The sequence below is a fragment of the Paenibacillus mendelii genome (genome assembly GCF_024498075.1).
Lineage (GTDB): Bacteria > Bacillota > Bacilli > Paenibacillales > Paenibacillaceae > Paenibacillus_Z > Paenibacillus_Z mendelii.
Genome location: NZ_JANHOF010000001.1, coordinates 604,637 through 619,355, shown reverse-complemented (window position 1 = coordinate 619,355; position 14,719 = coordinate 604,637). Strand labels below are relative to the sequence as shown.

At 50.0% G+C, this 14,719-nt stretch carries 12 protein-coding genes; 11 read left to right on the top strand and 1 reads right to left on the bottom strand.

Annotated elements, in window-relative coordinates; genetic code table 11:
- Positions 1 to 214 precede the first annotated feature (214 nt).
- From NNL21_RS02635 to NNL21_RS02625, 3 genes are all read left to right on the top strand, one after another.
- On the top strand, positions 215 to 949 hold the full coding sequence (locus NNL21_RS02635; protein WP_204815894.1) for an AzlC family ABC transporter permease: 735 nt from the start codon (positions 215 to 217) through the stop codon (positions 947 to 949).
- Complete coding sequence (locus NNL21_RS02630; RefSeq protein ID WP_204815893.1) at positions 940 to 1,266, top strand: AzlD domain-containing protein; 327 nt, start codon at positions 940 to 942, stop codon at positions 1,264 to 1,266. Before NNL21_RS02635 ends, NNL21_RS02630 begins: the two co-directional genes overlap by 10 nt.
- Positions 1,267 to 1,574: 308 nt before the next feature.
- Entirely contained in the window at positions 1,575 to 2,999 is a 1,425-nt protein-coding gene (locus tag NNL21_RS02625; RefSeq protein ID WP_204815892.1) for a glycosyl hydrolase family 28-related protein, read from the top strand.
- Between the two features lie 85 nt (positions 3,000 to 3,084).
- On the opposite strand, the gene NNL21_RS02620 is transcribed toward NNL21_RS02625, so the two are convergent.
- Entirely contained in the window at positions 3,085 to 4,272 is a 1,188-nt protein-coding gene (locus tag NNL21_RS02620; protein WP_204815891.1) for an AI-2E family transporter, read from the bottom strand.
- Between the two features lie 218 nt (positions 4,273 to 4,490).
- On the opposite strand from NNL21_RS02620, the gene NNL21_RS02615 reads away from it, so the two are divergent.
- The 8 genes from NNL21_RS02615 to NNL21_RS02580 all read left to right on the top strand — a co-directional run bounded on the left by NNL21_RS02615 (position 4,491) and on the right by NNL21_RS02580 (position 14,683).
- Positions 4,491 to 5,549: an LCP family protein gene (locus NNL21_RS02615; protein ID WP_204815890.1), complete on the top strand. Its 1,059-nt coding sequence runs from the start codon at positions 4,491 to 4,493 to the stop codon at positions 5,547 to 5,549.
- A gap of 139 nt (positions 5,550 to 5,688) precedes the next feature.
- Entirely contained in the window at positions 5,689 to 6,309 is a 621-nt protein-coding gene (locus NNL21_RS02610) for a class I SAM-dependent methyltransferase (RefSeq protein WP_204815889.1), read from the top strand.
- Positions 6,310 to 6,425: 116 nt separating this feature from the next.
- A complete protein-coding gene (locus NNL21_RS02605; RefSeq protein WP_204815888.1) occupies positions 6,426 to 6,677 on the top strand; it encodes a YolD-like family protein in 252 nt (83 codons plus the stop codon).
- 209 nt (positions 6,678 to 6,886) lie between these two features.
- On the top strand, positions 6,887 to 8,533 hold the full coding sequence (locus NNL21_RS02600) for a response regulator transcription factor (RefSeq protein WP_204815887.1): 1,647 nt from the start codon (positions 6,887 to 6,889) through the stop codon (positions 8,531 to 8,533).
- Between the two features lie 127 nt (positions 8,534 to 8,660).
- Positions 8,661 to 9,737, top strand: a complete 1,077-nt coding sequence (locus NNL21_RS02595) for a glycoside hydrolase family 88/105 protein (protein WP_204815886.1) — start codon at positions 8,661 to 8,663, stop codon at positions 9,735 to 9,737.
- Between the two features lie 32 nt (positions 9,738 to 9,769).
- Positions 9,770 to 11,554 (top strand): sensor histidine kinase, encoded by a 1,785-nt coding sequence (locus tag NNL21_RS02590; protein WP_204815885.1) that lies wholly within the window; start codon positions 9,770 to 9,772, stop codon positions 11,552 to 11,554.
- Positions 11,555 to 11,700: 146 nt separating this feature from the next.
- Positions 11,701 to 12,777, top strand: coding sequence for a beta-galactosidase BglB (bglB, locus tag NNL21_RS02585; RefSeq protein ID WP_204815884.1), 1,077 nt, complete (start codon positions 11,701 to 11,703; stop codon positions 12,775 to 12,777).
- Positions 12,778 to 12,805: 28 nt separating this feature from the next.
- Entirely contained in the window at positions 12,806 to 14,683 is a 1,878-nt protein-coding gene (locus NNL21_RS02580) for a heparinase II/III domain-containing protein (RefSeq protein ID WP_204815883.1), read from the top strand.
- The last annotated feature ends 36 nt before the right edge of the window (positions 14,684 to 14,719 follow it).

The following is a 14,719-nucleotide window of genomic DNA, read 5'->3' as shown; positions in this document are numbered from 1 at the left end:
TAGTGAACAAATGGTTCTCTGCCGTTTCTGTTATTCCAGATGTCCAACCGGACCCGTCTATTACGGGTCTTATTTCTGTATTTTGGCAGGTCTGCCGCAGGTCCGAATCGATTGACAATCCGCTTCATTGATTTTATCGTAGTTAGAATACTTCAAGAACGGCGGAGATGGGCCAGGTCCGCCGACAGGCATAACGTCAATAGGAGCGATACAGATGAATCAACAGGATGTGAGAATCGAACGACCAACCGCTCCCGAAGTGGAGGAAGGCTTCTGGCAAGGGGTGAAGGATTGCATACCTACGCTTCTAGGCTATCTTAGTATTGGTTTTGCGGCGGGTGTCGTGGAGAAAACGGCTGGACTGAGTATGATGGAAATTGCTTTGATCAGCTTGCTGCTGTACGCAGGGTCGGCACAATTTATCGTCTCGGGCATGCTTGCGGCGAGCAGCTCGAGTCTGGCGATCATCACGACGGTATTGTTCGTCAATCTGCGGCATCTACTGCTTAGCGCAGCCCTTTCACCCTATTTCCGCCATCTTAGTCCGCTCAAAAATATGCTGATCGGATCGCTGCTTACGGACGAAACGTTCGGCGTTGCCATAAACGAAACGGTAAAGAAGAGACGGATCAGCGAGAAATGGATGCATGGTCTCAACATTACCGCCTATTTGAATTGGTTTGCGGCCAATATGGCCGGAGCCTTCTTCGGTCAATGGCTGACCAATCCGGAGAGGTATGGCCTCGATTTTGCCCTGCCGGCAATGTTTATCGGGCTTCTCGCGCTTGCCATAGCAAGCCGAAGCAATAAGCTGCTCGATATTATCGTAGCGGCAGCAGCCGTTGCCATCGTCGTAGGGGTAAGTATGCTGGCATCGGGCAGTACCGCCGTCATTACCGCAACCGTAATCGCAGCCACGATCGGGATGGTGATAGATAAATGGAAGTAAGATGGGATATTCTCGTCATTATAATAGGTGCCGGAATCGTAACCTTCATTCCCAGAGTTCTGCCGCTCATGGCGCTCAGCCGCATTGAACTGCCCGACTGGGGGATGCGATGGCTCCATTATGTGCCCATCTCGGTCATGGCTGCCTTGGTCGGACAAGAGCTGTTCACACAGGATGGTGAGCTCTCATCCTTAGCGGATAATATCAAGCTAGTCGCAGCCTTACCGACTCTAGTCGTCGCAATCAAGTCGCGCAGCCTATTAATGACCGTCTTGACGGGAATGGTGAGTATGATGCTGCTGCGCTTATTCTTTTAATCCATCGTGATTCTCAGGGATGCATTATTGATGCATCCTTTTTGTTATAGCATTAATACAGAAAAAGTATTGCCAAATGTATGTATCCTATGTGTATCATGTATGCATCGGATTATAGAGATAATCAACGTTAAATAGAGTGTTAATCGACATTTATGGCGAAATGTAGTCCGTAAGTTAAATTTGTATTGACTTATGTATTGGAACGTATTAACATTTTATTGAAAACGATTACATACCGATCTGTTGTAACCGGCAGACGATCACCAAACATACTGAATCGACTACTTATCGGGAGATGATGGATTATGGAAGATCAACGCGGACATGAACAGGGGCAAGGGCAAGAGCAGAATAAGGAGACAGCGAGTCACGATACCATGACAGGACCGGATGGTCGGCTTAGCAGAAGACAGCTGCTAAAGACAATGGGAGCTGCGAGTCTTGCCGGTATCGGGATGTACACGGCGGGATCGGTGGGATGGCCTGCAGCGGCTGCGGCTGCAACAAGCGTCAATTCCTATTATGATGTGACCGACTACGGTGCTGCAGGAAACGGAATAACGGATGACAGAAGCGCGATTCAAACGGCGATCAATGCGGCCCAAAGCGCGGGCGGTGGAGTCGTCTTCCTTCCGAAAGGCACATATGCCATCAGTGGAACCTTGAATATAACCGGTCATCATATTGGCGTGGTGGGCGTTGGCGGTTCCAGCGTTATTCAAGGCACGTTCGCTGCTGGACATATCATCTATTTCGGCGGTACGACGACAAGTACAGGTACGATTAATAACTATTTCAAGGACTTCACCATTACTTCTAATGTGAAGAAGACTTCAGGTGCAGCTATATTCGGCGAGCATGCACAGCGAAGCGTGATCGAAGGCGTCAAGGCTGATGATCCGGGTATGACGAGCTATAATTTATATGATGGGCTTTACTTCAAATATTTTGATAATTGTCTCGTGTCTAACGTTCAATTATTTTGCTCGCACAGCGGCATTACCGCCCAAGGTAAATCCGATCAATCCTGGGGGGCGAATTTATGGATCATGAATGGTTCGCGAATCAGCACAAATTCGATCGCCGGAAGCGTAGGGCTGCATTTTGGAGGAAGCTGCGGGGGGATTGTCGTTGAATCTACCGATGTGATCATATGCGAGACGAATGCCTTGATCGATACCTCACTGTCCGGTGTGCTTAACCGCGAAATTTTCTTCAATGAATGCTTTATTGACAGCGCGGGGAAGCATGGCGTTAACGTCAAATCGAACGGTGTCGCACTCCTGCATTTTAATAATACGTGGCTCGCATCCAGCGGCAGCACGGCTTCCGGCGGGTACCCGAATGGAAGCAACCTTCACTATGAGAATACGTCGACGGGCTTGAACGATATTATCATAAGCGGCTGCCGCATCTTCAACGCCTTCGGCTCGGGCGTGTATTCCAAGGGCGGCAAGTGGACCATCACCGGGAGCAGCTTCCACAACAATGGAAGGGGGACAGGAGGAGGTCACGGTATTATTCTGACGGATGTCACGGTATTGGGTGCCAATATTGCGAATAATACAATTTCGGCGAACGGCAATGCCACCTTAGGTCAGGGCATCCGAATCAATACCGGTGTTAATAATTACATCCTCATGGGGAATATTGTAAGAGGCAATGCATCCGCGCAAATATCCGACGGCGGTTCGACGAACAAAGTCGTCACTAATAATTTGACCACATAGAAGGCTTAATCCAACAACGCATGTAGAAAGACAGAAAGGCTGCACCCCGTTCACTTCAGCGGGGTGCAGCCTTTCTGCCATGTTATTATGTATGATCATCATTTGCAGGAGCGGTCCATGCGTTGCTGCTTGCGTTGTGACGTTCATGATACAGCTTCGAACGCACCTTAAACCACTGGAATCCATGAGCCATGAGAACCTTCAACACCGCGTAGCCCGGAACGGCTAGTATTATGCCGACGATGCCGAATAAATTGCCGGCTGTCAGGATGACAAAAATAATCGTAACCGGATGAATGTGCAGCGTCTTGCCCATGATTTGCGGCGATATGAACTTCCCTTCGATGAGCTGAACGATGGTCCAGATTGCGATCATCTTCAGCAGCATGGCCGGGGAAGTGACGGTAGCGACAACGAGAGCAGGCGTTATGGCGATCGCAGGACCGAGATAAGGCACGACACTCGTGCAGGCCGCAATAATCGCCAGAACGAGTGAATACTCCAAGCCGATGATGCGGTAACCGACATAGAGAAGCCCGCCAATACAGAAGCTTACTAGAACTTGACCGCGAATGTAGGAGCTGATTTGATGATTGGTTTCTTCCAGAATGCGCCTCGTTTCCTCGCGCATCGAGGTCGGAACGTAAGACAAGAGATGGTCCGGCAGCTTGCGTCCGTCCTTGAGCAGATAGAATAGGACGAAAGGGACGGTGACGATGGCGAGGATCGTCTCGGTTACGGCACCGAGCACGCCACCGACCCGCTGCCAGGCGTTCTTGAGAATCGAGGAAGCCCGTTCGGTAATGCTGCTCATGATATTCATATTCTCCAAACCAAGCGCCTGCTGGGCATCATTGAAGAATGTGCTGCCGATTAAACTGCGGAACTTCTCCTCGATCTCACGGCTGTAGACCGGTATGTTCTCGATCAGGCTCGTCACTTGAACCCGGATGAGCGGTATGACCGCAATAATCAGCAGGGCCACGGTACCGATAATAAGCAGATATAGAGCAATGATCGCATAAATCCGTCTTAGTTTGTTCCGCTCCAGGAAATCGACCAGCGGCTTGAGCAAATAGTAGACGACTCCCGTTAGAAGCAAGGGGAGAAGCACGGTTTTGAACAGCACGATAAAGGGCTTGAAGACAAACGAAATCTTGCTTAAGACGAAAATATTAATGGCGATCAAAAAAAGGATGAGCAGAAATAGGACAAACCGGTTGTTTAAGAACAGGAATTTGAACCGATCGGACCATATTCGTGCAGTGTTCATGATGACAGACCTCCGTTGAACAAGGATACAAACAGTTTTTCCAACATTGAAAACCTTCAATCATGAGCTGGAATCATCGGGCACGCAGGCAGCTGATTATGTCGATTCAAGGGACGCATTCGACAAATTCTAAGAAAAAATTAACTATTCAACGGTTGACTATACCCGTAAAATGGATAGGTAAAACATTCCCTACAATGCATATCATGGAGGAGCATATGTCCGTCTTACGATCCAGGAAACAAACTATCATCCGAAGAATAATGATCTTCGTACTCGTTCTACTGGGATCGACCTTAATCGGGGTCGGTGCTTATGCCGGTTATTTGTATCAGAAAGCGGACAATGCGATCCGCAATATCGCCGCTGATCCGCAGCCAACGCCTGCCAAGCAAGAAGGACAAGAAGAAGCAGCAGAAGAGGGCGAGGAGAAGCCGGAAGCTATGGAGCCCCTGACATTTCTGTTAGCCGGCGTAGACAGCCGCGAGGGCAGTGGAGGCACATTGAATTCCGACGTCCTTATGGTTGCCAGCTATAACCCTGCTTCACGCTCGGCGAGTCTGTTATCGATCCCGCGCGATTTGAGAATTGAAACCGAACAAGGCAGCGCACATAAAGCGAATTATTATTTCGCTCATTATTCGATTAAAGACAAGGAGACGGCTCTAGCCAATACGAAGCAGTGGTTCGGAGAGCTCTTGGACATTCCGATCACCCATATGGTCACCGTTAATTTCGACGGAGTCCGTCAAATTGTGGATGCAGTCGGCGGGCTGGACATCGATGTCGATATGAATATGAGATATACCGACCGTGCCGACGGTACCAACATTAATTTGAAGAAGGGGCTTCAGCATCTGGATGGGAAGCAGGTACTGGATTTCGTCCGTTACCGGAAGTCTAACCAAGGAACCGGTGAATCCTCGGATACGGCTCGGAACGTAAGGCAGCAGCAGGTTCTTCAGCAGTTATTAGATAAGCTCGCTTCGTTCCAGGGCGCTACCCAATGGGGAAAAGTGCTGGACATTGTGGGTCAGAACATGAAGACGGACATACCGGAAGATGTGTTGAAGGATTGGATTATGAACTACAAAGAGATGAAACCCAATCAGATTTCCTTTCAGCAAGTGAATAGTGTTTGGGACAGCCCTTATATGTATGTAGATGAACAGCAATTTGCCGATGCTTTAACCAAGATAAGAAGCGAAGCAGGCGGGAGCTCAGAAGCGAAGCGGGTAAGCAAACGAATCGGAACCGTAGAGACGACGAATGAATAACGTTCACAAAGCATGCCGCGAGAGCTCAGCTCTCTGCGGCTTTGTTATTTCTTCTTGAATGGAGCGGATATAGCATGCAAGTATGCCATCATGGTATGATAGCACAACCATCGCAAGCTATGACGAAGAGGTGAGCTGCATGCTTGAATATACGGGAGAACGAATCATTCCGAAGCTGATCAAGCCGATGAACGGGATGCTGCTGGAGCATCTTGCACGATACTATTTTGCGACACCTTACGTGAAGGGGAGAGTACTCGATATTGCCTGCGGGACAGGCTATGGCTCCCATATGACGGCTAAAGAGCGGAAGCGGGAAGTGACGGAGATCGTGGCCGTTGATCTGGACAGCGAAACGCTGGATTATGCGAATGTCGAATATAATCATCAGAAGATCACTTATCAGCAAGGGGATATTACCGATCGTACACTTCCAGAGCGTCTTGGGACGTTCGACACGATTCTATGCTTCGAAACGATTGAGCATGTAGCAGATGAACGTGCCGTGATGGATAATTTATATCAGCTGCTGAAGCCAGGGGGCATTCTTGTTCTCTCGAGCCCTTTCGGTCGTGGGAGGGGGATACCGAGCGGCGAGCCCTTCCATGTCCACCAGTTAACGGCCGAGCAATTCCCGGAGCTGTTCGTCGATTTCAAAGAGGTGGACATTTACTATCAGCGGGGCGTGACCTTCGAGAAGCCGCGTGACGGCGTTCGCTATTTTATCGGAATTGCAGTATGTGTTAAAGCCTGGGAATGAAATATGCGAAGTGCGCCGTCTCGTTATTTAACGTATAATAGAATGATTACTAGGAAGATACACGAGAGTGAGAAGCAGCTTTTGGAAACAAGGGGTATTATTCAGGAGGAATCAATGTGGCTAAGGCAAAGGTAGCAAAGCGGCCAACGCGGGATGAGTTCGTGTTGGAGGAGATTGGCAATCAATTGAGTGAAGCGAAGCAGGAGAATTCCGAAATTGTTCTGACGGTATGGGGCAAGGACGAGCAGGTACGCGGACAGATCGTACTAATGGATCCCCGCACAGGACGCGTACATATTCAATCGAATGAAGTGACGACGAAGGTTCCGTTCATGGACATCATGCGGGTGGATTATCCGAGAGATTAGGTGTGACGATAATATAGCGGGTTTGCATAAGTCGTGTGATGCACGGCTTTTTTTGTTGTCTTTTGACCGGATATTACAATAGGTATTCGATCTCTCTAGCTTTACAAATCGGGAAGAATTAAAGGAGTTGGCTCATTTTCTGTGGAATCTTCTAGGAATGGTTGTGTGACAACAGCAGCAGCACAGCATGAAAATGGAGGAGGACATGAATGAAAAGAACCGTAGTTGTCATTGATGACAAGCCACTTATCCGCCAATCCATCGTGCAGACGATTGATTGGAACGGGCTGAACTGTGTCGTAGTCGGCCAAGCTGAGGACGGTATCGAAGGCAAACGGGTCATCCTCGAACATCAGCCAGATATTCTGATTACGGATATTAAGATGCCCGGGTTAAGCGGTCTTGATCTGGCAGCCTATATGAATGAGACCTTCCCGTTGTCTAAAACAATCTTAATCACGGGGTATCAGGACTTTGAATATGCGCAGCGTGCGGTTCGGCTGGGGGTCTATGATTTCATTGTGAAGCCGGTCCGAAACGATGAGCTGCAAAGAGTGATCGGACTTGCCGTAGAAGAACTCAGCAACAAACAGATGGAGATCACTCAACTGGAGCAGATGACCGCGACCTGCACCATGCTGGAAGCGCGGCATCAAAGCTCGCTTCCGTCGCTGAGAAGCAAGTATATCTCCGAGCTCATTGGTGGAAGCGCTTCACTTGAGCCGGATCTGAATGCAGCCTTCACTAATTTGAACCTCTCGTGCTCCCGCTGCGCAGTCGTGATTATTCGCTCGAAGCAGACGTTTGCCACGGTACAGGGTGTCGATAGCAACCGGATCAATCCAGGCATACATGCGAATCTGACCGAGATGGCACAAACAGCCGCAGCCAAGCGTGAGTTCGACCTCATCGAATCTCATCATCGCGATGAGCTCGTGTTCGCTTGCCTGTTCCCGAAGGTCTTAACGCCGCGCGAACTGAGAATAAAGCTGCAGAACTTCTGCCATGACTTTATCGAGCTGGTCCGAATGCGGTACGGGCTCCTCTGCTGTATTGCGGTGAGCTCGTCATATAAGCAGCTGACCGATCTTAGCCAAGCGTTCGCAGAAGCCTCGGCATTGATGGAATCGAGCTTCTTCCGCACGGAGGAGCCGGTTCTCTTCCCGGAGGCTGGCTCTAATTCCTACGAAGTCGGTAAGTTCTCCATCATTCGTGATTTGGAGCAATTTAACCAGATGCTCGAGCACGCTACCAGTGAAGAGATGATTGCTCATCTGGAGCAGTTTCTAGAGCAAATCCAAGTGTATTGCGAAGGGAATATACTGGTTGCCAAGGGGCTTCTGTCCGATGTATGCCTCGTTGCGGCACGCTATTATTTTCGTGCAACCGGAGACGAATTCGGCTTGAACAAAAGCATTGACGAAATATTGGAGGATGTCTACCGGCTGCCGAACATGAAGGAGGCTTCCGACTACCTGGCATCTTTTGTGAAGAATATCAAATCCAAGCTGGAGGGAAATGACAAGCAATACAGTCTAGTAGTGAAAAAGTCCATCGACTATATTAACAGTCACTTTTCGGAGAATTTAAGCCTGACCATCGTAGCCGATCACTTCGGCTTGAGTCCGAGTTATTTGAGCCGCCTGCTGCGAACCGAAACTGGGATTAACTTCGTCGATTTGGTCTATAAAGCAAGAATCGAAGCAGCGAAGCGGCTGCTCAAGGATCCGAGGTATAAAGTGAATGAGGTCGGAGAGATGGTCGGTTATAAAGAGTATGCCTATTTCTATCAAGTCTTTAAGAAGGTCGAGGGCATATCCCCGAAGGAGTATAAGAATAGAAGTAAAGAAAACTAATATAACCGTTAATTTGCCTTCTACCCTACGTTGTCGTTCTGTCTTAAGGTGAGATGTATATGCCGCTCTGTGGCGATTAAGTATCGCAGGAGCGGTTACATCTGGAAGCAGAAGGAGGAGAAAGACTATGGCAGCCGCTCGATTACAACGGGAGCAGATCGAATCCTTGATCGGTAAGGTCATTACCAGCATGCAGAATCTCGCGATTTCGATTGAAGAGGATACACCGGTCAGCATTATTAATATGAACAAGTGGGATTGGTCTCAAGGGGTTGGGCTATTCTCGTTATATCACTATTACAAAGAAACGGGCAATCGGGAGATTCTGCACTACTTAACGGAGTGGTTCGACAACCGGATCCGGGAAGGCCTCCCGATGAAGAATGTAAATACGATGTGCCCACTGCTCACGCTTAGTTATCTGTATGAAGAGACGAGGAAGCCGCTCTACTTGGAGATTTGCGAGGAGTGGGCCAGCTACGCTGCAGATGAAATGCCGAGAACCCCCGAATTCGGCATTACGCATGTCACGATCGATAGTGCGAATGAAGGCGAGCTTCGGGACGATACGCTGTATATGACAGTGCTGTTTATGGGCCGGATGGGGATATTGCTGAAGAAGGATTATTATGTGCAGGAGAGCATTCGTCAGTTTCTGATCCATCTGAAGTATTTGACGGATACGAAGACGGGTCTGTTCTTCCATGGATGGTCCTTCGTACGCAAAGATAATTATGCCCAAGCGCTCTGGGGGCGCGGCAATGCGTGGTATATGGCTGGGCTGGTTGACTATCTCGATATTATTGATTTACCGCTGGGAATCGAGCTGTTCCTGTTGTCCTCCCTAGAGCAGCAGGCTCGCAAGCTGAGCGAGCTGCAGAGTGAGAACGGCATGTGGCGAACGCTTCTGGACGATCCGGAAGCTTACGAGGAAACATCCGCGACAGCCGGCTTTGCCTACGGCATTCTGAAGGCGGTGCGCAAGGGCTATATCAGTGAGACCTATCGGGAAGCGGGCATTCAAGCGCTTCATGCGGTTGTTCGTCATATTGATGCTCAAGGGATCGTGCATGGCGTTTCGTACGGTACCCGAATGGGGCTCACGCTTCAATTCTATAAGGAAATTCCGCAGTGCCCGATGCCTTATGGACAGTCCATGACGCTGTTGATGCTGGTCGAGTATCTGCATCATTTTGATGACTAGAACGATCTAGAGCTGTAGGTGAAACCATGCGAATGATCAAGAATTATTTGGTAAACATGAAGCTTCGCACGAAATTTCTCATTTCCTTTACCGCCATTATTCTTGTAACGGTGTTAATGATTAGTGTTGTTAATTACTTTGTTTCCGTCGGCGCCATTAAGCGCAATTCGGGGGAGTTCTCCGAGTATCTCATCGGACAAATCGGAATCAATCTGGACAAGCGTACGAAGGATATCGAGGAGATTGCATTCCAGCAGTTTCGCAGTTCCAGCTTGAGCGAGCGCTTGAGCCAGACCGATACGACAGAAGAGGCTATCTATTTTCGCAACAAATATATCAATGATTATATGAGCGAGCTCATGTTCATCAAAGAGGATTTCTTGACGGTGATGATCATCGATTTGGACGGCAAACCTTATTCCGTCCAGCGCAAAACGATTCAGAACTATAATAAAGAGCTGATGCAGCGGCTGGATGCCCGGGAGGTTCAGCAAAAACGCGGCAAGCCGCTGTGGTTTCAGGGGGAGAACGGGACGCTGTTCATGGCTCGTGCGATGTTCGACATTCCTACGGCCAAATATGTGGGCATGATCGTGATCGGATTGGATAGCAGCTACATCAGCAGCATCGTGACGAACGTCAATCAATTAATGGATGGCGACGTGCTTATTCTGAACGAGAACAATGAGCTGTTCGCCCCTACCGTGCGGCGCAGCGAGGTCGCGCGTTATTTCTTGAACAATAAGCTGTATCTCGCCAGCGAGTCGAAGAATAGCTTTACGTACGACGGCAGCCATTATATATCGACGGTCATCTCGACGCTATATGATAAATGGAAAGTCGTCCAAATCATTGATGTCCGGCAGCTGACCCGCGATACCGAGAGCATTACGTATTGGACGATCAGTACCATATTGGTATCGCTGTTGATCGCCTTCCTGATGGCTGTATTCATTTCCAAGAACATTACCGCGAATATCCGCTTGCTGCTGCAGAGCATGTCCAGCTTCTCGCTCGACTTCAATCATCATGTCATCGTACCGAAGAGCCGCGATGAGGTGGGGCTGCTGGCGGCCAAATTCAATTCGATGGCGGAGAAGATAAACGACCTGTTCAACTCTGTCTACCGGGAGAAGTTGTTGAAGCAGAAAGCGGAGTATCGGACCCTCCAATTCGAATACAAAGCGCTGCAGGCTCAGATGAATCCGCATTTCTTATATAACACGCTGGAATCGGTGTACAGCATGGCCAAGATCAAAGGGGAAGATGAGATCGGCGAAATGATTTACCTGCTTGGCAAGCTGCTTCGGGAGAGCATTGGCAAGAAGGGCGATGTGCTCACACTCCAAGAAGAAATCTCGTTTATTCAAAATTACTTATCGATCCACAAAATGATCTATGGCGAAAAAATCGAAGTCGTGTACCAGCTTGACGATCATCTGATGGGCTGCCGCGTACCGAAATTCATTCTTCAGCCGCTGGTCGAGAACGCGATTATACATGGAATCGAAGCGAAGCCCGGCAAGGGTGTGATCCATATCGTCTGCCGCTCCGAGGAGGGGGATCTGATCATTGAAGTAACGGATAATGGCATCGGGATGGAAGCGGAGCTGGTGCAGCGCTTGCTCAACCCCGAGCGTTATGGCTCCATGGACGACACGAACAAGCATACGAATGTAGGCATAATAAGCGTGCACAAGCGCGCAACAATCTTATATGGGGAGAAATATGGATTAACCATACGAAGCAAATCCGGCGTCGGAACGACGGTTCAAATCCGGCTGCCCCTCTTGGATGGCGAGCACGGTCAAGGTTAGGCCATCTTGGGGCCGACCGCCTGGCAAGTGGAGTCTCGCGACTCGTTCGTCAAAATAGCTAATATAAAAGCAAGAAACTCCAATAGAAAACCTTTGTCATTCTTGTAAAATAAAAACCAACCCAGACGAAGGAAGGAGTCATCTGTATGTTAGGCGCAATGAGCACAGCGGATACCGAGGACGCAATCGCAAAAGTATTGCAGGCTATGGAGAATCTGAAACCAACCATCAAGGAGAACGTCAAGGACAGCATCATTTCGATGGATGTATGGGATTGGTCGCAGGGCGTGGGCTTGTTCGCCATGTATTTGTACTATAAGGAAACAGGTAACAAGGATATACTGGACAATCTGACAAGCTGGTTTGACCGGCAGATCGAGAAGGGATTGCCGGGGAAGAACGTCAATACGATGTGTCCCCTGCTGACCATGAGTTATCTGTACGAAGAGCTGAACCGGCCTGATTACCTCGAAATTTGCCTGGAGTGGGTCAAGTATGTCTATGAAGAGATGCCGCGCACGCCTGAAGGCGGAATCTCCCATTTGACGGTAAGCAGCGCGAATGAGGGACAATTGTGGGATGACACGCTGTATATGTCCGTTTTGTTTCTCGGCCGGATGGGCGTGCTGCTTCGCAAGGATGAATATGTACAGGAGAGCATCCATCAGTTTTTGGTTCATCTCAAATATTTGACCGATGTTAAGACGGGCTTATTCTTTCACGGTTGGACTTTTCTCGGAAACCATCATTTTGCCGGCGCGCGCTGGGGCCGGGGCAATGCCTGGTATACGGCGGGGTTGATCGATTACTTGGATATCGTGCCTGTCCCGGATGGCGTTAGGCGGTTCCTGCTTACATCTCTGGAACGTCAGGCGGAAGCCCTGGTAAACCTGCAGACAGAAGAGGGCATGTGGCGAACGCTGCTGGATGATCCCGATTCCTATGTGGAGAGCTCGGCAACGGCCGGCTTTGCTTATGGAATCCTTAAGGCGGTCCGCAAAGGCTACTTGCCGGATTCCTTCCGGGCATGCGGCTGGAAGGCTCTTCAAGCGGTCGTAAGCCGCATTGACGATGACGGCATGGTTCAGAACGTATCCTATGGCACTTGCGTTGGAGACACCCTGCAGTATTACAAGGGGATCTCGGTCTGTCCGATGCCTTACGGTCAGGCGATGACGCTGTTGATGCTGGTGGAGAGCTTGAAGCATCCGCAGAAGATATAACGGCAAAGCGAAGGGAGCAAGGGCGCGAATGTACGATACGATGCGTTTGGTGGAGGATTGGCCGGCAATACGCGACAAAATTAAAGCGCATTCATGGGCAAAGCAAATCGTGGATACGATCAAGTCGCAGACCGACTGGTGGGTTGCCCACTATGAGGATGACGCTGCCAGAGTCGCCGGCTGGGGACATCACTACTTCTGCGATAAGTGCTTTGCATCGTTGATCTTCGATGCGGCTAAACCCAGCGAACACCGGTGCAGCGGCTGCGGCCAATTGCGTGTCGCCCAGGAAGTGGATGATGCGTGGTGTTATAGCTATAGATCGACAGTCAGCTCCCAGGTGTTTCATGCGGCGGTTCTATACCAATTGTACGGAGATCCGTCTTATCTGGCCTTCATTCGTAAAGTCATGGCCTTCTATTGTAAACATTACGGTACATTCCTCGTCCGGACGCCGCCGGGTCAGGAAGGGATGTTCTCGGGAACCGACTTGACCGACGCTGTAGCTGTGATTTCCATGCTGAAGGGTCTTGAGCTCGTCAAGGATGAGCTGACCGCGGAAGAGCTGGACACTTACAAGCATCAATTCTTCTTGCCGGAGGCGGCGTTTCTCATCGAGAAGGTCGGCTGCACGCCGAATATTATCATCTGGATGAAAGCCGCCGCCGGCATGATCGGGCTGTTCTTCAACGAGCGAATATGGTGCGAGCGCGCCGCTGAAGGGGAATACGGAATTAAGAAGAAGCTCTCTGACGGCTTGCTGCCGGAAGGCTTCTGGTATGAGGCATCCTTCCATTATCATTTCTACAATGCGAACGGACTCACCTACTACCTCGCCTTCTGCAAACGATACGGGTATGCGTTTCCCGAGATGGAGGATGCGCTGCTCCGCATGTACCGATATCCGGTCAAATATGCATTCCGGAACGGCGAGTTCCCGAATCCGAACGATGGCTGGCCGCTGCTGACCTTCGACAGCTATGCGCATCAATATGAATGGATTAGACATATCCATGACGAGGCACCCTTCCGTTACGCGCTGGCTCATTGCTACAACCGCCCGGAGAGTATCGGGGGCATTGATCGGCTGCTGTTCGGACGGGATTGGAGTAAAGAGACTTTCGAAGACAGTCAGCTCGATCCGGGACTTCCGGATGGGAAGTCCAGATATGACCCCGATATTTATTTCGGACTGCTGCAGTGCGGGGAGGCGGCTGTGTTTCTCAAATACGGATTCGTTCTTCGCGGCCATTCGCATGCGGATATGATGAATATCGAACTGTTTCTGCGAGATGAGGTAATTTCCCGCGATATATCGAACAGCGGTTACGGTTCGGATCTATTCCGGGAATGGCAGCGCAAGACGGTCGCCCATAACTCGGTTATGGTGGATAAGCACACCCAGCCTAACCGGCCGACAGGTCAGATGCTCGCGTTCGATCAGGAGCGCAACTGCTGCTCCGCGTCCGCTGCGGATGTCTACCCGGGAGTAGACTTTGCCCGCCGGCTTCAATTATTCCCGGATCGGCTCGAGGATGAATTCGAGGTGAAAGCTTCTGGCGAGCAGCCGGAAGATCATGTGATCGATTGGTTGTTCCATTGCTCGGGAGAGGTGCAATCGAATCTGGTCTTCGAGAAGTCTGAACAGCCGGGCGATGCGGACGGCTATCAGCTCATGCAGGAGGTCAGCCGATGCGATACCGACGAGGACTTTGAAGTAAGCTGGGTTCTGCCGGGCAAGACGCTGACTCTACAGATGGAGGGTTGCCCAGGAACGAGTGTGTATTTGTTCAGAGGTTACGAGCACCGGCTTGATTTGTTGCGCTGGGGCGTCCTGGTACGTCGTAACGGCAGAAGCACCACCTTCAGGGCCGTACATCGTTTTGGGAATTTGGAGAAGCAGTAAGCTGGGATGGAATGTGAAGGTGACCCGTCATCATAA

Coding starts and splice junctions, on each gene's coding strand:
- NNL21_RS02635 (WP_204815894.1), top strand. CDS start 215: ATGAATCAACAGGATGTGAGAATCGAACGACCAACCGCTCCCGAAGTG.
- NNL21_RS02630 (WP_204815893.1), top strand. CDS start 940: ATGGAAGTAAGATGGGATATTCTCGTCATTATAATAGGTGCCGGAATC.
- NNL21_RS02625 (WP_204815892.1), top strand. CDS start 1,575: ATGGAAGATCAACGCGGACATGAACAGGGGCAAGGGCAAGAGCAGAAT.
- NNL21_RS02620 (WP_204815891.1), bottom strand. CDS start 4,272: ATGAACACTGCACGAATATGGTCCGATCGGTTCAAATTCCTGTTCTTA.
- NNL21_RS02615 (WP_204815890.1), top strand. CDS start 4,491: ATGTCCGTCTTACGATCCAGGAAACAAACTATCATCCGAAGAATAATG.
- NNL21_RS02610 (WP_204815889.1), top strand. CDS start 5,689: ATGCTTGAATATACGGGAGAACGAATCATTCCGAAGCTGATCAAGCCG.
- NNL21_RS02600 (WP_204815887.1), top strand. CDS start 6,887: ATGAAAAGAACCGTAGTTGTCATTGATGACAAGCCACTTATCCGCCAA.
- NNL21_RS02595 (WP_204815886.1), top strand. CDS start 8,661: ATGGCAGCCGCTCGATTACAACGGGAGCAGATCGAATCCTTGATCGGT.
- NNL21_RS02590 (WP_204815885.1), top strand. CDS start 9,770: ATGATCAAGAATTATTTGGTAAACATGAAGCTTCGCACGAAATTTCTC.
- bglB (WP_204815884.1), top strand. CDS start 11,701: ATGTTAGGCGCAATGAGCACAGCGGATACCGAGGACGCAATCGCAAAA.
- NNL21_RS02580 (WP_204815883.1), top strand. CDS start 12,806: ATGTACGATACGATGCGTTTGGTGGAGGATTGGCCGGCAATACGCGAC.